The following is a 17,675-nucleotide window of genomic DNA, read 5'->3' as shown; positions in this document are numbered from 1 at the left end:
GAGGAACAACTGATGAGCAATATCCCCAGTGAATTGAAGTATGCCCGCTCCCACGAATGGGTTCGTCTGGAAGCTAACGGTGAAGCGGTGGTCGGTATTACCGAGCATGCGCAGGAGCTGTTGGGTGATATGGTGTTTGTAGAGCTGCCCGAAGTGGGTCGTACCGTCGATGCCGGTGAAGACTGCGCCGTGGCCGAGTCGGTAAAAGCCGCCTCCGATATCTATGCGCCGGTCAGTGGTGAAATCATTGCCGTCAACGAAGAACTGGAAGACAGCCCCGAGCTGGTCAACTCCGACTCCTTCGGTGATGGTTGGCTGTTCCGCATCAAGCTGGCCGACGAGTCCGATCTGGACGAGCTGCTGGATGCGGCAGGCTACGAAAACAGCATCGACGAAGAGTAATAACAAGTCCCCTTTTTTGGGGGGCTTTGTAATGCCCCGCAGGGTCCACTTGAATGGACCAGCCGACGGTCGAGGCAGGTGAATTTGATAACGCCTGTGCCCTGGCTTCGCTCGGGAGCCATCTTCATCGTCAAGCCCTGCCCTGACGCAGTGCTTGGTCGAATCAAGCAGACCCTGCAATCAAATTTCCAGACCTTGCCGGCAAGTCCCCCCCCAGGGGCCGGTCGTCTGTATTTTTTCGGCTGCCGGCCTATTAAGGAAGTGAAGAAATGACCCAGTCTTTGTTTGAACTTGAGCAGAATAATGCCTTTATCGGTCGCCATATCGGCCCGACCGAGCAGGATGTGGCCGATATGCTGGCCGTGGTGGGCGCCGAGTCGTTGGACGAGCTGATCCACCAGACGGTACCCGCCAATATCCTCAATGATCAGCCGCTGGGCATCGGTGCCAGCCGCACCGAGGTTGAGGCCCTGTCTTACCTGAAATCTCTGGCCAGTCAGAACAAGGTCAACAAGAGTTATATCGGCATGGGTTACCACGACACCCATGTGCCCCTGGTGATCCAGCGTAACGTGCTGGAAAACCCGGGCTGGTATACCGCCTATACCCCTTATCAGCCCGAGATTGCCCAGGGCCGTCTGCAAGCACTGCTCAATTTCCAGCAACTGACTCAAGACTTGACCGGTCTGGATCTGGCCAGCGCCTCCCTGCTGGACGAGGCCACCGCCGCCGCCGAGGCCATGGCCCTGGCCAAGCGCGTCAGCAAGAACAAGAAAGCCAACATCTTCTTCATCGGTGATGACGTACACCCCCAGACCATCGACGTGGTCCAGGAGCGCGCCAAACACTACGGTTTTGAAATAGTGGTGGCCCCGGCCGATGCAGTGGTCGAACATGAGGTGTTTGGCGCCCTGTTCCAGTATCCGTCCACCACCGGCCAGATCCGCGACATCAAGGGTCTGATCGAGAAGGTACAGAGCCAGAAAGGTATCGCCTGTGTTGCCGCCGACATTCTGTCTCTGGTGCTGTTGAAGGCCCCGGGGACCCTGGGTGCCGATGTGGTACTGGGCAACGCCCAGCGCTTTGGCGTGCCCATGGGCTACGGTGGTCCGCACGCCGCCTTCTTCGCCACCCGCGATGCCCACAAACGTTCGCTGCCGGGCCGTATTATCGGCGTGTCCAAGGACACCCGTGGCAAGCCGGCCCTGCGTATGGCGATGCAGACCCGCGAGCAGCATATCCGCCGCGAAAAGGCCAACTCCAACATCTGTACCGCTCAGGTGCTGTTGGCCAACATGTCCAGTTTCTTCGCCGTTTACCACGGTCCGGAAGGTCTCAAGCGCATCGCAAATCGGGTACATCGCCTGACCGACATTCTGGCCCTGGGTCTCAAGTCCAAGGGCGTAGCCCTCAAGCACGATACCTGGTTCGACACCCTGACCGTGATCAGTGCCGACAAGGATGCCATCATCAAGCGTGCCCTGGCCAAAGGCGTCAACCTGCGTACCGATCTGAACGGCGCCCTGGGTGTGTCTCTGTCGGAAACCACCAACCGTAACGACGTGGCCGAGCTGTTCGATATCTTCCTGGGCGAAGGCCATGGCCTGGATGTAGAAGCACTGGATACCAAGGCCGCTGCCGGTACCGATTCGATCCCGGCCGAGCTCAAGCGCGACAACGCCATCCTCACTCACGAAGTGTTCAACAAGTATCACTCCGAAACCGAGATGCTGCGCTACATCCACAAGCTGGAAATGAAGGATCTGGCACTGAACTACGGCATGATTTCATTGGGCTCCTGTACCATGAAGCTCAACGCCACCGCCGAAATGGTGCCGATCAGCTGGCCCGAGCTGGCCCAGATCCACCCCTTCGCGCCGCTGGATCAGACCCGGGGTTATCAGCAGATGATTGCCGAGTTGGAAGACTGGCTGGTGAAGGTTACCGGTTACGACGCCATCTGCATTCAGCCCAACTCGGGCGCTCAGGGTGAGTATGCCGGTCTGCTGGCCATCAAGAAATACCACGAGTCCCGCAACGAGGGCCACCGTGATATCTGCCTGATCCCGAGCTCTGCCCACGGCACCAACCCGGCCTCGGCCCAGATGGCCAACATGAAGGTGATCGTGGTGGCCTGCGATAAGAAAGGCAACGTCGACATGGCGGACCTCAAGTCCAAGGCGGCGGAAGCCGGCGAGAACCTGTCCTGCATCATGGCGACCTATCCGTCTACCCACGGCGTGTACGAAGAGAGTATCCGCGAGATGTGTGAAGTCATTCACAGCCATGGCGGCCAGGTGTACATGGACGGCGCCAACATGAATGCCCAGGTGGGTATTACCTCGCCCGGCTTCATCGGCGGCGATGTATCGCACCTCAACCTGCACAAGACCTTCGCCATTCCTCATGGCGGCGGCGGCCCGGGTATGGGCCCCATCGGTGTGAAAGCGCACCTGGCACCTTTCGTGGCCGGCCATGCGGTGGTAAAAACCGACAAGGAAAGCCGTGACAACGGCGCCGTGTCTGCCGCTCCGTTCGGCTCTGCCAGCATCTTGCCCATCAGCTGGATGTATACCGCACTGCTGGGTGACGAAGGTCTGAAACGCTCCACTCAGCTGGCCATTCTCAACGCCAACTACCTGATGAAGAGCCTGGCCGAGGATTACCCGATCCTCTATACCGGTCGTAACGACCGCGTCGCCCACGAGTGCATCGTGGATCTGCGTCCCCTGAAGGAGTCCAGCGGCATCAGCGAAATGGACGTGGCCAAGCGCCTCAACGACTATGGTTTCCATGCGCCGACCATGAGCTTCCCGGTGGCCGGCACCCTGATGATCGAGCCGACCGAATCCGAGTCCAAGGAAGAGATCGACCGCTTTATCTTCGCCATGAAACAGATCCGCGAAGAAATCCGTCAGGTAGAAAACGGCACCTGGACCCTGGAAGACAACCCCCTGGTCAATGCGCCGCATACCCAGGATGATGTCATGGACAACGAGTGGAACCGCGCCTACAGCCGCGAGCTGGCGGTATTCCCGTCCGACGAGGTGCGTCGCTCCAAGTTCTGGCCGACCGTCAACCGCATCGACGATGTGTACGGCGACCGCAACCTGTTCTGCAGCTGCCTGCCGACCGAAGCCTACGGCGAGTAAGCGATAAGCCGATCGCAACCATTCAAGTTGGAAACCGAAAGCCCTGCTGTTCAGCAGGGCTTTTTTATTTATTGATATCAATTCGGCCAGATTAACATCGCGCTCAAGGCTGCGATGCGATTTGTGAAAAATGGACGATACTTAGGAGTCGTCACCACCCGAGATACTTCGATAACCAACATGAGGTGCTATATGGCAGACTGGATCGTAGTGGCTGATGCTTCCAAAGCCGTTGTTTACCTGCAAGACCGGCTTGAAGGCGTGTTTGAAGAGGTGATGGGTCTCGAACACCCGGAAGCGCGCCTCAAAGCGAGTGATCTTGTCAGCGACGCGCAGACAATACCGGAGAAAAGCGACCCCCGTCATACCGAAAACCAACGCTTCGCGCGCGACATTATCGCCAGAGTTCGTCATGCCCTGGACACCAACGAAATTCGGGGCTTCTATCTGTCGGCACCTCCCCAGTTTCTCGGTTTACTGCGCGATGCCATGGATGACCATTTACGCAAGGCGCTGTACAAGGATCTCGATAAAAATCTGAGTGGTGCCTCTCACAGCGAAGTGCTCGCCGCCTTCGCCTGATCTGTCATCAAATCCCAATTCTGCTCCAACCGCCAAAATCCACCCCTGGTGGGTTTTGGCCAGGTTCATCATTTCAGATCACGCCAAACCTTCTGGCGCTAAGCCCCCGGTGGTGAAATCGACTCACCGTGTTCCTGCTTATCGGCCTCAAGGCGGTATTTTTAGCCGCTTGCGCCGGTCATCTTCAACAAGGCTCTCGATTACCGGGACCAAGCCCCAGGGACATTTGTCCTGTATGAACCGGATATCATGGAGGTAAAGACCATGAACAGTTTTTTTCTTGCCCCGTTTTTTCGCTCCAGTGTCTGCACCACGGCACTGGCCTTGTCTTTTACCCTGCAGGCCGTAGAGCCGGTGGTCATCGAGCTGACCCAGACCGGTTGTCAGTTTATTGAAAGCGAGAACGGAGTGGATCACGGTTATGTCACCCGCGCCAAGGCCGATTGTGATCGTATCAATGCCGAGACCGCCTTTGAGCGGCTGGCCGGGGCCCGTATGCTGGAGCTGGAGCCCGGTCGCTATATCTTCAGGGTGAGCAATCGGGATGTGCCCTACGAACTGGGATTCTGGCTGCGGGGTGCCAATCTGCTTGAGCGGGCTCTGTTGCCCAGTGTGTCCGGCGGCGGCCTGAGCATGGGAACGAGCCGGGATTATGAAATAGAGCTTGAATCCGGCGAATATCTTTACTCCTGCCCGCTGAACACTACCCCCGACTACCGCTTGACGGTAGTGGACTAATCGAGGGCCGCATCGAGACCGGTATTTTGCTCTCTTCCGAACGGAAGTCATCTGTCAGATCCAGTCGTTCAACGCCTCGGTAATGACCAAAGTATTGCCATGGACTGGCTACTTTGCTGGTTAGTGGATATGGTGAACAGGCGTTGGGTTGTTTAAAGCAAGATGTTTATTTCTGATTGGATAAGGAGACGATATGAGCCGGAACTACGAAGCAGAAAGAGCGGTACTGATGGATGACGTCAAGCAGGTACTCAAAGACGCCGAAGCACTCTATCAGGCGGCGGTCGATGATGGCACCAAGGAAGGCCAGGCACTGAAAGAAAAGCTGAAAGCCCAGTTGGGCAGGGCGCAGAAGCAGTTTTCTGAGCTGGAGGATTCAGTGGTGGAGCGTACCCGTCAGGCAGCGGCGCAGACCGATGATCTGGTGCACAGCAAACCCTATCATGCCATGGGCATTGCGGCCCTTGTCGGGCTGGTACTGGGGGCTTTGCTGAGCCGTCGGTAGGTCACCCCTGTCTGCTTGTATGACGGTCGGTCCTACAGAGGGCGACCTCATGTTGTAAAGCTGGCAGGATACATGGTTTCGGGCGGCGATATTCGGCGCCGCCCAATCGGGGATTTACGCCATAAGGAAGGTTCAATGAGTGGCCAGATCAATTCGTTGAAGGAGTTGTTGCATACCATTACCGAGCTGCTGTTTGTCCGTTTCAAGATGGCCCGCATCGAGTTTGTCGCCCAGAAGGAGCGAATGGTGCGGCTCGGCATACTGGCGCTGGTGGCCGTTTTTCTGTTTTTCATGTCTTACATCAGCCTGCTGTTCGGCCTGAATCTGGTGCTGTCCCATTCGGCCAGGCTGTGGGTGTTTTTCGGACTGTCGGCGGTGTTGCTGCTGCTGATGTGCGGGGCATTCTGGGCCATCGGCCGTAACCTTGCCAGCCAGCGTAAATTCTTGGCCGAGACGTTGCACGAGTTGCAGGAAGATATCGCTTATATTCAGGGCAAGAAAAACATGTCCGATTGGTCGTTGAAGGACTGAATCATGCACAAGTCGTTACAACAGGAACAACAGTTATTACAGCTGAAGGCGGAGGCGCTGCGGCTGAAGCTGTTGACCAATCAATTGCGTCGTCAGCAGGAGCAAAGTAGTTCCGGCTTGCTGGAGCTGGCCAGTCAGCTGCCGAAGGCTGGGCTGGTATGGCGGCTGGCCAATATGCCCCGCAAGCTGAGAAACAAGCTGTTGCTGGGCGGCGCCTTGCTGGCGGCCATCTACCTGCGCTTCTGATCTTTCTTCGATGAGAGTCAGGACATTAAATCCAGTATCTGCTGTTTATTCACCGGATCCAGCTGCTCCGGGGCGAGAAAGCGGTTTCCGTATTGCGTATAGATTTCCTGCTCGACAAAGAAGCGAAACAGTCCGGGATCCAGATGCTGCTTTTTGACCATGGCCGCCATTATGGTCAGCGTCTCGTTCAGGCTTTTGGGTTGCTTGTAGGGACGGTCGATGGCGGTCAGGGCTTCAAAGACATCGGCCAGCGCCATCATACGTGCCTGTAATGGCAACTCACCGGCCTTCAGGCTGCGTGGATAGCCCTGGCCGTCCATGCGCTCATGATGGCTGGCGGCCAACATGGGAACGTCGCTGAGATGGCCGGGGTACTGAAGCTCGCTCAGCATGATCAGGGTATGCACCATGTGGGCATTGATGGTGTAACGCTCTTCCGGGGTCAGGGTACCGCGAGCGATGGCCAGGTTATAGCGCTCTCCCAGGTCCAGCTTGAGTTTGGGTTGCTCCAGGGTTATTCCCCAGGAGTTGTCGCGGTCGATGCGTTCCTTGGCCGGGTAGGGAATTTGATGCCAGGGTTTGTCGGCCAGCAGCGGTTCCCATGCCGGTACCGGCTCGCTGTCGCCGCGTCGTTGTTCTTCTTCCCACGACAGCCCCAGCGTATTGTCCAGGGTGCGTAGCCAGCGTCGTTCGGCGATGCGCCCCAGGCGTTCAAGCTGTGCCTGACAGACCGTTTCTCCACCCTGGTTCAGGCCGGCAATAAAGGCGAAATCGTCATCCAGTTGCCGATGCTGCTCTGCTCGTATCGACGCCAGCCGGCGCTCGTCTTCGCCGTCGGCCCGGCCTTGCCAGTAATCGATGTCAGCATCGCGTTTGAGTACCTCGAAACGTATTCTGATTTCATGTAGCCGGTTATAGATGGTCTCCAGCTTGGTGGCCTTGTCTATTACATGCTCGGGGGTCACCACCTTGCCGCAATCGTGCAGCCAGGAGGCCAGGCGGAGTGCCTCCCATTCATGATCGGAAAGCCGAAAATCAGCATAGTTGCCGGTCTCGCTGTGGTGGGCGGCGTGAGCCAGCATCAGGGTCAGCTCCGGTACTCGCTGGCAGTGACCGCTGGTGTAGGGCGATTTGGCATCGATGGCGGAGGCGATGACGCGGATCATCGATTCGGTCATTTTCTGCTGCTGTTCGAACAGCATCATGTTTTCCAGTGCCAGATTGGCGAATTCGCTGTAATGGGAGATAAAGCGACGTTTACCGGCAGAAAGGGGGGGCGTTCCATAGCGCAGGCCAAGCACAATGGCGCCATTGAGCTTGCCGAAGCGGTCATACAAAAGCCAGGGTGGCTCAAAGCGCAGGCCATGGCCTTCCAGAGCCTGCAGAAGTAGCGCCGACAGTTCATCGGGCGCTATCTTGTCGGGCAGAGGGATCTGATGTTGCTGCTCCTTATCCAGCAACACCAGACAGTGGGCGTTTTCTTTCTTTCTGGCCTGGTAAACAAGGCAGCGTTGTCCGCCGCTCAGGTGTTTTATGCCCTGGCTGAGTCGGTGCAGCATATTGTTGAAATCATCGCTTTGCGACAGGCTGTGCAGTTCCTGGATAAAGCCGGCCAGGGTGCGATACATCAGTGTGATGGCGTGGGCCTGGGCATCCAGCTCCCGGTAGAAATAGTGCCGTTCTTTCAGGCCGCCAAAGTCGAATTCCTGAATTCCTTTCAAGTCTTCCGCCATTTGTCGCAAGGGGCGAGAGATGGCACGAGACGCCATGATGACCACCGGCAGGCTCAACGCCACAATCAGCAGCGTCAGCCAGGCCTGGGAGCGGCCAAAATCCAGCGCTTTCGCCATCAGTGTTCGATAGGGGAGCAGTGTGGACAGCCGCAGATCCAGGGTGCCGTCGTCGCCGGCGCTAAGGGTCAAAGGAGTCTGGCGGCCCAGCCAGAGTTCTCCGTCGAGCTCGACCTCCCAGCTTGCCAAGTCGGGCTGGGTCGACAATATCTCGAAGCCCTTCAGGTCATGAAAGGCCGACAGTACATCGGCGGATACCGAGTCGGGCTGGCTGCTGGCCAGCAGCTGAAACTCCGGTGCCAGCAATAGCAAGGTGCGGGCCTGTGGCAATCCCTGCTCGAGCTGTGCATCCAGGTCGCTCAGCAGCAAATCGGCCGCCCACACCCGTTGTTGCTCAGCATCCCCCAGAGACAGGGTAATACCCGGAGCTTGTGAAAAATGAAAATAGTAGGGTGGGGTGATGTGCAGATCCGGTTGCGCCAGGGTGGGGCCGAACCAGGGGCGGGTACGGCTATCCAAGGGCTCGCCGTAAATTTTCATTTCGTCGATCATCCGGTAATCGACGTCGAAATAGAAGCGCCGGGTGGCGACGTCCGGCGCTATGATTTCCATCATCAAATCGGCGGCCTCCGGCGCGGAAAAGAAAGTACGCACCTGTTGATCGTGCAGGATGCTGAATGCCAGGATACGGCCATCGGACTCGCCCACATAGAAAGCGGTGACCTGAGGGTTGGCGACCAGCAATGGATGTAACAGGGGCCACCAGCGAGCAGGCTCCTGCTCGCTGGTGGCGAGGGTGACCCCATTGGCGCGCATCAGGGTCAGGCCGGTATTAATGTCGCGCAGCTTGTGTTCCAGTTGCTGGCTCAGCCGGCTTCTTAGTACGTCCAGGCGGTGTTCACTGTTGGCTAGCAGAAAAGCACTGTTATGGCGGTGTTGTGCATAGATAAGTACGGCACCCAGCAGAATGATCAGGGTGGCAAACATGCAGGTTATGTATACCCGCAGACTGAAACGTGAATAGAAAGGAGGCATGACCGGCATCCGTGACCAGAACAGTCATAAGCGTAGTTGCCGGTCAGAGGGGTGACATCAGTATCTTTGCTTTGCCGGTGTGAACGGGCAGGCGGGCTTAACTTCGGTAATCACCGATATCGGGTCGGCGGCTGGGGCCGAGCAGGGCCATGTCGACCGGATGGAAGGCCTTGATGGCTTCGAAGCAGAAATCGCCCAGTGCCCGGTGCAGGGCCTGGGGATCATGGTTGGTGATGATGATGACGCTCTTGGCCAGGTTACGTCGGCGGCGCAGCAGATGGCCGAGAAAGCTGGACTGGCTTTCGGCCAGTCGGGTACGATTGGCGGCGACTTCGTCCAGTACCAGCAAGTCGACTTCTTCCAGCGCCCGCCGATACTGGTTGCGGCTTTCCTGATCTTCTATCACCCCGAAAAACAGCCTGTCCACCACCGAGGCCCACTGCTGAAAAATCACCGACTTCTGGTGCTGGTAAATCAGGTCATGGGCAATGGCTCCGGCCAGGGTTGATTTGCCTGTGCCGAAGTCGCCATAGATCAAAATGGCGGCGCCGCCTTTCTCTTCCCAGTGATCGAAGGCGTTGATGAAATGATGAGCGGTATCGATATGATGGCTCAGCACAGGATCGTCACGATCCATGTTGTCAAACACCCACTCGGGGTTGAGATCTGCCTGGGCCAGTAAACGTTCGGTGCGTTTCTGCTGTGCCTCTTTCTGGGCCCGGCGTACCTCGATATTCGCCTGTTGTTCATACTGGCGTTTGAGATCGAGGTAATCGTATTCGGGCAGGTTACCGCCGGCGCGCAGCCGCTGCAGCCGGCTCAGTAGCCCCTGCACATCGCCACCGGCGGCAGCCGGTGATATGTCTTTCTGCGGTTTCGGGCGGCGTCGACGACGAGCGATGTCGTTCAGGTCGGCGGCAATTTCTTCAGGTGTCTTTTTCATTGCGGTCTTCCTGGTTATCCGGGCTGAGACGCCGGGCTTCGGCCATCATCTCACGGGCCCGTTTACTGGGGCCCGTGTCGGTTTTGGCCGGTAACTGCTGGTAGCCACCGTTATCCTGCGGCGCTGGCGTGCGCTTGATACTGCGCTGATTCTTGAGTTTGCGTACCAGTTTCAGCATCCACTGGTGCTGGTTTTCAAATACTTCGGGCCGTCCGAGCCAGTAGGCAATAAATTCACCCAGTTCGGTTTCATCGATATGAGTGTCAAGCAGGCCACAGAGTCTGGCCAGCCCTTCGAACTGTTCATCCGGGCGCCACTGTGGGTGCATGGCAAATTGGCGAGAAGGCAGCGGAGCCAGCCCATCGAGTCGTTTCAGCGGCAGCGAGAACACGGCACCGTGATAATGCTGGGGATGGGGATTCTGCACCACGCTCAGCAAGCCGGCGTCCAACAGCTCATCGACCAGCCCTGTCAGCTCCATCGGCGTGACGCGATAGCGGTATTCTCCCTCGTCCTGCACGGCCAGCGCCTTACCCAATAACGGGTAATCCAGCGGCTGGGTATGATCCCCCCGCGCCAGATGCCTGAGATAGAGCTGATACAGGCTGCGAGCCGGATGAGACAGTCTGGGGGAGGTCAGTGCCTGATATTCTGCCGGTGTCATAGTGCCACAGTGATCAAATGAGGCGTCCATTATCCAACAAAGCCGGAGTAGAATACAGCCACCATCACGGCGCCTCTGCCAGGTTGCCGAAATTCGGCTAGGCTCAGTATATCCCCCACTATCCTGTTACCTAATCTGATGTTTGAGAGTTCCCCGCTTATTCTGCTTATAGAAGATGACCCCGTGTTCCGTCGGCTGATGGTGGCCTACCTTGAATTGTGGGGCGCCAGGGTGATTGAAGTGGACGATGGCGATGAAGGTATATGGCTGGCGGGGGAGCGGGCACCCGATCTGGTATTGATCAATCTGTTGCTGGCGGCGCCGAATGGTCTCGAGGTGATAGCCTGCCTGAAACAACGTTACCCGGCACTCCCCGTGATCGCTGTTTCCGCTCGGTTGCAAATGGCCGATGTGGCCCGGGCGCTACGGGCCGGTGCCGAAGATTATCTGATCAAGCCTATTCGTAACTGGCGGCAGGTGGAAAAAGCCATTGCCGCCTGTCTCAGACCGGATTCGCGGCGGGTATTTGATGAACTGAACGAGCACCTGGCGTTCTTTCGTCGGGAAGACATGGCCGCCAGTCGTCTGTGCCGGGGCTTGCGTCAGAGGCCGGAGCGCGATTTGGGAGCCTGGCAGTTGAGCTGCCGGCAAAGCTCACCCTGGTTGCTCGCCGAATATGTCAGGCTGGATCAGGATCTGCTGCTGTTGCTGGCGGAGTTCGACCCGTTGAACATGGATACCCCTGTGGTAATGACGCTGATTACCTTTCTGCTGCATGACCCCCTGCGTCAGTATCAGGATCAGCCGGGATCCCTGCTGAACAACCCGGGCCTCACCCTGGAATACATCAATCGACTTATCCTGGATGCGGGGCTGGATTGCCGGGTTAATCTGGCGTTATACCGGCTGCAGGCCAACAGCAGCAGTGTGGTGCTGGCCAACGGCGGCATGGCCGGTAACGACTGGCTGGCCCGGTGTGATGCCGGCCCGCTGGGCTCGAGCACTCTCAGCGCGAGCCAGCTTAGCTACTCCTGTTCTTTTCCCTTCGACCTGACCTTGCATGGCGGCTTCGGCGGTGAAATCCAGCTGACGGCCCGCCATGGTCATTACTGAAATCATGGTCGTTACTGAAGGGGCCTATACCTATCCCATTCAAAAATATATCTGCTTGATGGTCATATCAATTCCGAACCAAGGTCCCGCTCCGCCAACTCGCTCTCAGATGGGCAAGCTTGTCTTGCCGAAACGAATTGTTTCAACCTGACCGAACATCCAGTGAATGTTCGCAGTAGGTTGAAACAATGAGTGTCATATGCCGTAGCGTGTCGTGGGAGGCGACGGTATTGCCTCTGGAGCCTAGCTCCAGAAGGCGATCGGATCATTGCTGGCATTGATATTACCTAAGGTCGAGCTGCTGTAGGTAGTCGGCGAGGGCAGGCCCCAGCTCGGGATGGCGCAGGCCATATTCCACATTGGCCACCATGAGCCCAAGCTTGCTGCCGCAATCGTGACTCTTGCCGGTAATATGATGGGCATCTACCGGTTGTTGCGTCATCAGCATGGCGATGCTGTCGGTCAGCTGGATTTCATCGCCCTTGCCGAGCGGAGTCTTGAGCAGCAATGGCCAGATGTCGGCCGACAGCACATAACGACCGACTACCGCCAGATTGGAAGGGGCTTCTTGCCGCTGAGGTTTTTCCACTATGGCCTCGACAGGAGCTGATCCTCCCTGGGCCAGTTGCTCGCCGCCAATATCGACAATACCGAACTGATCGACTAACTGGTCTGCCACCGGCTCCACCAGGATCTGGCTGCGGCCCTTGTCGCCAAAGGCTTGGATCATGGCTGCCAGATTATCCTGCCGCAGGTTGCAGCCCGCATCATCGATCAGCACGTCGGGAAGCAGCACGGCAAAGGGGGCGTCGCCTACCAAGGGGCGGGCGCAGAGAATGGCGTGGCCCAGGCCCTTGGCCTCCCCCTGGCGTACATGCATTATGGTCACGTCGGGAGGGCAGATTTTCTGCACTTCTTCGAGCAACTGCCGTTTGACCCGTTTTTCCAGGGTGGCTTCCAGCTCAAAGCTGGTATCGAAGTGGTTTTCGATGGAGTTTTTACTGGCGTGGGTGACCAGCACGATTTCCTTGATACCGGCCTGTACGGCTTCATTCACTACATACTGGATCAGGGGTTTGTCGACCACCGGCAGCATTTCCTTGGGGATGGCCTTGGTGGCGGGCAGCATACGGGTGCCCAGGCCGGCGACCGGGATCACCGCCTTACGAATCAAGGGTTGTGAAGACATATGTTGAGGCGTCGTTGAAGGCATGAGAGTTATCAAAAAAACAATGGGTGCTTATCATAACCAATAGCGGCCCTCCCGACCATTCCGGGAAGGCCTGGGCCTTAAAGCCGGAGTTAATTACTCAGCAAATGCCGGTTTTTTTCCACGGTGGCCGGGCCTATGCCACCGACATTGGCCAGATCATCGACCTGCTTGAAGGGTCCATTGGCTTTCCGATATTCCACGATGGCCGCCGCCTTGGTCGGACCTATGCCGGTCAGCATGGCCAGCTGATCCTGGGTGGCGTTATTGATATTGATGCTGGTGACCACGACGTCCTGAGCGGCCGCCGGTTCGTTGGCCATGCTCGGTGCCGTGACGGCCAGTAGCCCGGTCAGCAAGGTGGATAACAGTATTTTTTTCATTCCCGTCTCTCCCTGTCTTAGATTCACTTGGCATTTAGTCCATTTTGGACCCTATCAAGCCTCGTCCATAAGGGCGTTTTTTGCCAATAAAGTCGCAAGATATTGCCAAAAACAGTCAAGTGAGCGGGACTTGCATCGAAAAACCGGCCGAAGCCGGTTGATATCAGGGCAGGACTTTCCTGAAGGGCTTGACCAGCACGGAGGCATAGACGCCGGCTGCCACGTAAGGATCGGCGTCGGCCCAGGCCCGGGCCGAAGCAAGGGAGTCGAATTCGGCAATCACTGTGCTGCCGGTAAAGCCGGCCTCGGCGGGATCTTCGGCATCGATGGCCGGATTGGGTCCGGCGACCAGGAGACGGCCTTCATCGGCCAGCGCCTGTAATCGGGCCAGATGAGCCGGACGGGCTTCTTTACGCAGCGGAAGGCTGTTGGCGTTGTCTTCAGCGCAAATGACATACCACATGGTGTATTCCTTTCTACATGATGGATAGTAAAGGGGGAGGTCACTCGCGTCACCTCCCCAGTTGATACCGATAATGACGGATTATTTTTCCAGCGTCTGTTGCCGACGGTAGAGATAAATGGCGGTGGCAAAGGTAAACAGCAGGGTCAGTCCCAACAGGCCGAAGACCTTGAAGTTGACCCAGACTTCCTGAGGCAGATTGAAGGCTACATAGACATTGAGGGCGCCACAGAAGCCGAAAAAGCCGACCCAGGCCAGATTGGCCTTGTCCCAGATGGCGTCGGGCACCGTCATTTCCTTGCCCAGCATCTGCTTGATGAGGTTTTTGCGGAAGCCGTAACGGCTTACCAGCAGTCCGATGGCAAAGAGACCATTCACCGCGGTGACCTTCCATTTGATGAAGGCATCATCCTGAAAAAACATGGTGAGGCCACCAAAAAACAGCACCAGTACCAGGGTGAACAGGTGCATTTTTTCCAGCTTCTTGTGCTTCAGCCAGTGCACCAGCATCTGGATGCAGGTCGCGGCCATCAGCGCGCCGGTGGCCGCGTAGATATCGACGGTCTTGTACACCGCGAAGAAGATGATAAGGGGAATAAACTCGGCAAACTGCTTCATAGAAGGATGAACCCGTACAACAAAGATGAAAGCAGTTTACCCATAGCATCGGCGGCTGGCAAAACATTGCTGGTAGCGGGTGCCCGAGTAAAAAGACGGCGTGTACCGTTTAATACCATCAGACAGGTGTCTGGCTGCTGCCTCTGACGATCAGTTCGGGCGTCAGGGTCAGCACCCGGCGGGGACTGTCCGGAGCCTTGATGCGGGCCAGCAGGGTATCCACCGTCAGGGCGCCCAACCCGGCCTTGGGTTGTTCGATTGTGGTCAATGCCGGCACCAGGTAGTGGGCCAGTTCTATGTTGTCGTAACCTACCAGCGACATCTGCTGCGGCACCGAGATACCCGCATCGGCCAGGGCCCTAAGCGCACCCATGGCCATCATGTCGTTACCGGCGAACACCGCCGTGGGGCGTTCGGCTTGGGCGAGCAGAGCCGACATGGCGCTGTTGCCGCCGGCCAGCTCGAAGTCGCCCTCAATTATCCATTCCGGACGTATGGGGAGCCCCGCCGTGGTCATCGCCGTCTTGAAGCCCGCCAGCCGTTCGTCTGCCGCCCGCTTGCCCAGTGGCCCCGTGATGCAGCCGATGTGACGATGGCCGAGGCCTATCAGATGTTCGGTGGCCAGGCGACCGCCTTGCTTGCCGCCGTCCTGGATCAGATCCGCTTCCATGTCCATGGGGCCCCAATCGGCCAGCACCAGAGGCACGCTGGGGTAACGGTCGAAGAGCCCGGCGCCCAGACGCACCTGGGTGCACATCAGAATAATGCCGTCCACCCGCTTTTGCAGCAGCATTTCCATGCTGGCATTGAGTCGTTCTTTATCACCCCGGGTATTGCACAGCGCCAGGCTGTAGCCCAGTTCGAAACAGCGTTGCTCTACGCCCTGCACCACTTCGGCGAAGAAAGGGTTGGCGCTGGCGGTAACCAGCATGCCCAGGGTTCGGGTTTCATTGCTCTTGAGGCTGCGCGCCAGCGCCGAGGGGGCATAGTGGAGCTCGTCGATGGCCTGTTCGACCCGAAAGGTGATCTCGGGGCTGACGAAGCGGGTCTTGTTCAGCACATGGCTGACGGTGGAGGTCGACACCTGTGCCAGTCGGGCCACGTCCTTGATTGTCGCCATCAACGGGACTCCAGCAAGGCATTAATCTCGGCCAGGTAGGGAACCGAGGTCTGGGCCCCGGGCTTGGTCACCGACAGGGCTGCCGCCGCCTGGGCGAAGCGCACCGCCTGCTCCAGTGGTTGCCGTTGCTGCAATGCCGCCAGCAGGGCGCCGTTGAAGGTATCTCCCGCCGCCGTGGTGTCGACCGCCTTGACCTTGAAGCCGGGGATCACGCGTCCCTTGCCTTGTTCGCTCAGCCAGACACCCCGGGCACCCAGAGTGATGATAACGGTGGCGATGCCCTTGGCATGCAGTACCAGGGCCGCCGCCGCCGCGTCCGCCTCGTCGTGTACCGCTACCCCGGTCAGCTGCTCGGCTTCGGTTTCGTTGGGGGTAATCAAGTCCACCAGTGACAGCAGATCATCGGGCAGTGCCTGAGCCGGGGCCGGGTTGAGCACCACACGGGCACCCTGGGCCTTGGCCTGGCCGGCGGCGGCGATATTGGTGTCGAGAGGTATCTCCAGCTGCAGCAGCAGCTGCTCGCAGTTCAGTCCTTCACCGTATCGGTTCAGCTGCTCGGGTGTGAGACGACCGTTGGCACCGGCGGCGAGCGAGATGGTGTTCTCGCCTGCGGCATTCACCTGGATAAGTGCCACCCCGGTGTTGATGCCGGTAATGCGGTCGATGGCGCCGATATCGATGCCGTCGGCGGCAAAGCCGTCGACCAGGCTCTGGGCCAGGGCATCGTCACCCACGCAGGCAATAAAGCGGGTCGCCGCTCCGGCACGGGCGGCGGCCACCGCCTGATTGGCGCCCTTGCCACCGGGCACGATGCGATAGTCGCTGCCGGTCAGGGTTTCACCGGGGCGGGGAAACTGCGGCAAGCGGATCACATGATCGATATTGATACTGCCAACTACGGTTAATGTCATGGTGTTTGCCTTGTTCATTAAATCGGGGGCCGGTTGCGTTAACAGTACAGAGCCCCCGCCTGTTATTTTTACCCTGAGCCTTATACTCATCCCAGTAATAATTTGGTCATATTGAGGCACCAGACCAGAGGCAACATAGCCGTCTTCCTCGACACGTCACTGGTAAATGACACTCACCGTTGCAGCCTACATGAACGTATTCACGGCGTGTCGGCGGAGTTGGCCCTTTGAGCGACCTTTGCAGAGCAACCAAATAGATCAGTTGTTTAATCTGTTTGATATTACTCGCCGATCACCTGCAGCGGGACCGGAATATGGCTGGCCACGGTTTCACCCTTCAGGAGCCTGTCGGCCGTTTCCACGGCGATGGCGCCGATGGCATCCGGCTGCTGGGCGATGGTGGCGGCCAGACGACCGCCCTGTACCGCCTTGATACCGTCTTCGGTACCGTCAAAGCCGACGATCAGCACGTCTTTCTTGTTGGCCGCCTGCAGTGCACGCATGGCGCCCAGCGCCATTTCGTCGTTCTGGGCAAAGACCGCCTGCACCGCCGGGTTACCGGTCAGCAGGTTTTCCATCACGTTCAGACCCTTGGTGCGGTCAAAGTCTGCGGGCTGGCTGGCCATCAGCTCGAAGCCGTGCTTGTCTACCGCCTGGGCGAAACCTTTACCGCGCTCACGGGCGGCGCTGGTGCCGGCAATGCCTTCCAGTTGAATTACCTTGGCGTCGGCACCGACCTGTTCGGCAATATAGTCACCGGCCATCTGGCCGCCGGCCACGTTGTCGGAGGCGATATGAGACACCACTTCACCCCGGTTGGCGGCCCTGTCCAGGGTCAGTACCGGCAAGCCGGCCCGGTTGGCCAGGCGGATGGCGTTGGTCACCGCATCGGAGTCGGTGGGGTTGATCAGCAACACCCTGGTGCCGCGTACGCTCAAATCTTCCACGTTGGCCAGCTCTTTGGCCGGGTCGTTCTGGGAGTCCAGCACTATCAGGTTATAACCAAGCTCTTCCGCTTTTTGCTCTGCGCCTTCCTTCATGGTCACGAAGAAGGGGTTGTTGAGGGTCGAGATCACCAGCGCCAGGGTGTCTTTGGCATAGGCGCCGGAGCTCATGGTGGCGCTGACCAGGGCGGCAGAGAGCAGGGACGTCAGTTTTTTCATGATTCAGCTTCCTTTCGGGTTAAAGACAGCGTTAGTTTGTATATTAACAAGGTCGAACAAAGGGACCACTACACCGACATGCCACTGGGCTAGCCATCTTTGCTGG

General features: G+C 58.0%; 18 protein-coding genes. 8 read left to right on the top strand and 10 right to left on the bottom strand.

The window, feature by feature from the left end:
• The first annotated feature begins 12 nt into the window (after positions 1–12).
• The 7 genes from gcvH (at position 13) to ACLEIV_RS13690 (ending at position 6,156) form a co-directional block, all read left to right on the top strand.
• On the top strand, positions 13–402 hold the full coding sequence (gene gcvH, locus ACLEIV_RS13720) for a glycine cleavage system protein GcvH (RefSeq protein ID WP_410457202.1): 390 nt from the start codon (positions 13–15) through the stop codon (positions 400–402).
• 269 nt (positions 403–671) lie between these two features.
• Positions 672–3,554 (top strand): aminomethyl-transferring glycine dehydrogenase, encoded by a 2,883-nt coding sequence (gene gcvP / locus ACLEIV_RS13715; RefSeq protein ID WP_410457201.1) that lies wholly within the window; start codon positions 672–674, stop codon positions 3,552–3,554.
• A 192-nt stretch (positions 3,555–3,746) separates the two neighbouring features.
• Positions 3,747–4,136 carry a host attachment protein gene (locus ACLEIV_RS13710; RefSeq protein WP_410457200.1) on the top strand — a complete coding sequence of 130 codons (390 nt, stop codon included), beginning with the start codon at positions 3,747–3,749 and terminating at the stop codon, positions 4,134–4,136.
• Positions 4,137–4,400: 264 nt separating this feature from the next.
• Positions 4,401–4,874, top strand: a complete 474-nt coding sequence (locus ACLEIV_RS13705; RefSeq protein ID WP_410457199.1) for a hypothetical protein — start codon at positions 4,401–4,403, stop codon at positions 4,872–4,874.
• A 193-nt stretch (positions 4,875–5,067) separates the two neighbouring features.
• Entirely contained in the window at positions 5,068–5,379 is a 312-nt protein-coding gene (locus tag ACLEIV_RS13700; RefSeq protein ID WP_410457198.1) for an ElaB/YgaM/YqjD family protein, read from the top strand.
• Between the two features lie 135 nt (positions 5,380–5,514).
• Entirely contained in the window at positions 5,515–5,910 is a 396-nt protein-coding gene (locus ACLEIV_RS13695; protein ID WP_410457197.1) for a phage holin family protein, read from the top strand.
• A gap of 3 nt (positions 5,911–5,913) precedes the next feature.
• Positions 5,914–6,156 (top strand): hypothetical protein, encoded by a 243-nt coding sequence (locus ACLEIV_RS13690; RefSeq protein ID WP_410457196.1) that lies wholly within the window; start codon positions 5,914–5,916, stop codon positions 6,154–6,156.
• Between the two features lie 17 nt (positions 6,157–6,173).
• On the opposite strand, the gene ACLEIV_RS13685 is transcribed toward ACLEIV_RS13690, so the two are convergent.
• From ACLEIV_RS13685 to ACLEIV_RS13675, 3 genes are all read right to left on the bottom strand, one after another.
• Entirely contained in the window at positions 6,174–8,981 is a 2,808-nt protein-coding gene (locus ACLEIV_RS13685) for an HD-GYP domain-containing protein (RefSeq protein ID WP_410457195.1), read from the bottom strand.
• Positions 8,982–9,078: 97 nt separating this feature from the next.
• Positions 9,079–9,924 carry a DnaA ATPase domain-containing protein gene (locus tag ACLEIV_RS13680; RefSeq protein WP_410457194.1) on the bottom strand — a complete coding sequence of 282 codons (846 nt, stop codon included), beginning with the start codon at positions 9,922–9,924 and terminating at the stop codon, positions 9,079–9,081.
• Positions 9,908–10,588, bottom strand: coding sequence for a DnaT-like ssDNA-binding domain-containing protein (locus tag ACLEIV_RS13675; protein ID WP_410457193.1), 681 nt, complete (start codon positions 10,586–10,588; stop codon positions 9,908–9,910). Before ACLEIV_RS13675 ends, ACLEIV_RS13680 begins: the two co-directional genes overlap by 17 nt.
• Positions 10,589–10,726: 138 nt before the next feature.
• Between ACLEIV_RS13675 and ACLEIV_RS13670 the strand changes: the two genes are divergently transcribed.
• Positions 10,727–11,701, top strand: coding sequence for a response regulator (locus ACLEIV_RS13670; RefSeq protein ID WP_410457192.1), 975 nt, complete (start codon positions 10,727–10,729; stop codon positions 11,699–11,701).
• A gap of 283 nt (positions 11,702–11,984) precedes the next feature.
• Here ACLEIV_RS13670 and galU read toward each other — a convergent pair whose 3' ends face one another.
• The 7 genes from galU to rbsB form a co-directional block, all read right to left on the bottom strand.
• The gene (galU, locus tag ACLEIV_RS13665) at positions 11,985–12,890 is read right to left on the bottom strand and encodes a UTP--glucose-1-phosphate uridylyltransferase GalU (RefSeq protein ID WP_410457191.1); all 906 of its coding nucleotides are present in this window, start codon (positions 12,888–12,890) and stop codon (positions 11,985–11,987) included.
• Between the two features lie 113 nt (positions 12,891–13,003).
• Positions 13,004–13,294 carry a ComEA family DNA-binding protein gene (locus ACLEIV_RS13660; RefSeq protein WP_410457190.1) on the bottom strand — a complete coding sequence of 97 codons (291 nt, stop codon included), beginning with the start codon at positions 13,292–13,294 and terminating at the stop codon, positions 13,004–13,006.
• 163 nt (positions 13,295–13,457) lie between these two features.
• Positions 13,458–13,757 carry a YciI family protein gene (locus ACLEIV_RS13655; protein WP_410457189.1) on the bottom strand — a complete coding sequence of 100 codons (300 nt, stop codon included), beginning with the start codon at positions 13,755–13,757 and terminating at the stop codon, positions 13,458–13,460.
• An 81-nt stretch (positions 13,758–13,838) separates the two neighbouring features.
• Positions 13,839–14,375 (bottom strand): septation protein A, encoded by a 537-nt coding sequence (locus ACLEIV_RS13650; RefSeq protein WP_410457188.1) that lies wholly within the window; start codon positions 14,373–14,375, stop codon positions 13,839–13,841.
• Positions 14,376–14,493: 118 nt separating this feature from the next.
• Positions 14,494–15,495 carry a substrate-binding domain-containing protein gene (locus tag ACLEIV_RS13645; protein WP_410457187.1) on the bottom strand — a complete coding sequence of 334 codons (1,002 nt, stop codon included), beginning with the start codon at positions 15,493–15,495 and terminating at the stop codon, positions 14,494–14,496.
• Complete coding sequence (gene rbsK / locus ACLEIV_RS13640) at positions 15,495–16,406, bottom strand: ribokinase (RefSeq protein ID WP_410457186.1); 912 nt, start codon at positions 16,404–16,406, stop codon at positions 15,495–15,497. Before rbsK ends, ACLEIV_RS13645 begins: the two co-directional genes overlap by 1 nt.
• Positions 16,407–16,687: 281 nt before the next feature.
• Positions 16,688–17,569, bottom strand: a complete 882-nt coding sequence (gene rbsB / locus ACLEIV_RS13635) for a ribose ABC transporter substrate-binding protein RbsB (RefSeq protein WP_410457185.1) — start codon at positions 17,567–17,569, stop codon at positions 16,688–16,690.
• Positions 17,570–17,675 lie beyond the last annotated feature (106 nt).

The sequence above is a fragment of the Oceanisphaera submarina genome, assembly GCF_046521305.1.
In the GTDB taxonomy this organism is placed as follows: Bacteria; Pseudomonadota; Gammaproteobacteria; order Enterobacterales; family Aeromonadaceae; genus Oceanimonas; species Oceanimonas submarina.
This window is presented reverse-complemented; position numbering and strand designations above follow the sequence as displayed.

Coding starts and splice junctions, on each gene's coding strand:
- gcvH (WP_410457202.1), top strand. CDS start 13: ATGAGCAATATCCCCAGTGAATTGAAGTATGCCCGCTCCCACGAATGG.
- gcvP (WP_410457201.1), top strand. CDS start 672: ATGACCCAGTCTTTGTTTGAACTTGAGCAGAATAATGCCTTTATCGGT.
- ACLEIV_RS13710 (WP_410457200.1), top strand. CDS start 3,747: ATGGCAGACTGGATCGTAGTGGCTGATGCTTCCAAAGCCGTTGTTTAC.
- ACLEIV_RS13705 (WP_410457199.1), top strand. CDS start 4,401: ATGAACAGTTTTTTTCTTGCCCCGTTTTTTCGCTCCAGTGTCTGCACC.
- ACLEIV_RS13700 (WP_410457198.1), top strand. CDS start 5,068: ATGAGCCGGAACTACGAAGCAGAAAGAGCGGTACTGATGGATGACGTC.
- ACLEIV_RS13695 (WP_410457197.1), top strand. CDS start 5,515: ATGAGTGGCCAGATCAATTCGTTGAAGGAGTTGTTGCATACCATTACC.
- ACLEIV_RS13690 (WP_410457196.1), top strand. CDS start 5,914: ATGCACAAGTCGTTACAACAGGAACAACAGTTATTACAGCTGAAGGCG.
- ACLEIV_RS13685 (WP_410457195.1), bottom strand. CDS start 8,981: ATGCCTCCTTTCTATTCACGTTTCAGTCTGCGGGTATACATAACCTGC.
- ACLEIV_RS13680 (WP_410457194.1), bottom strand. CDS start 9,924: ATGAAAAAGACACCTGAAGAAATTGCCGCCGACCTGAACGACATCGCT.
- ACLEIV_RS13675 (WP_410457193.1), bottom strand. CDS start 10,588: ATGACACCGGCAGAATATCAGGCACTGACCTCCCCCAGACTGTCTCAT.
- ACLEIV_RS13670 (WP_410457192.1), top strand. CDS start 10,727: ATGTTTGAGAGTTCCCCGCTTATTCTGCTTATAGAAGATGACCCCGTG.
- galU (WP_410457191.1), bottom strand. CDS start 12,890: ATGTCTTCACAACCCTTGATTCGTAAGGCGGTGATCCCGGTCGCCGGC.
- ACLEIV_RS13660 (WP_410457190.1), bottom strand. CDS start 13,294: ATGAAAAAAATACTGTTATCCACCTTGCTGACCGGGCTACTGGCCGTC.
- ACLEIV_RS13655 (WP_410457189.1), bottom strand. CDS start 13,757: ATGTGGTATGTCATTTGCGCTGAAGACAACGCCAACAGCCTTCCGCTG.
- ACLEIV_RS13650 (WP_410457188.1), bottom strand. CDS start 14,375: ATGAAGCAGTTTGCCGAGTTTATTCCCCTTATCATCTTCTTCGCGGTG.
- ACLEIV_RS13645 (WP_410457187.1), bottom strand. CDS start 15,495: ATGGCGACAATCAAGGACGTGGCCCGACTGGCACAGGTGTCGACCTCC.
- rbsK (WP_410457186.1), bottom strand. CDS start 16,406: ATGACATTAACCGTAGTTGGCAGTATCAATATCGATCATGTGATCCGC.
- rbsB (WP_410457185.1), bottom strand. CDS start 17,569: ATGAAAAAACTGACGTCCCTGCTCTCTGCCGCCCTGGTCAGCGCCACC.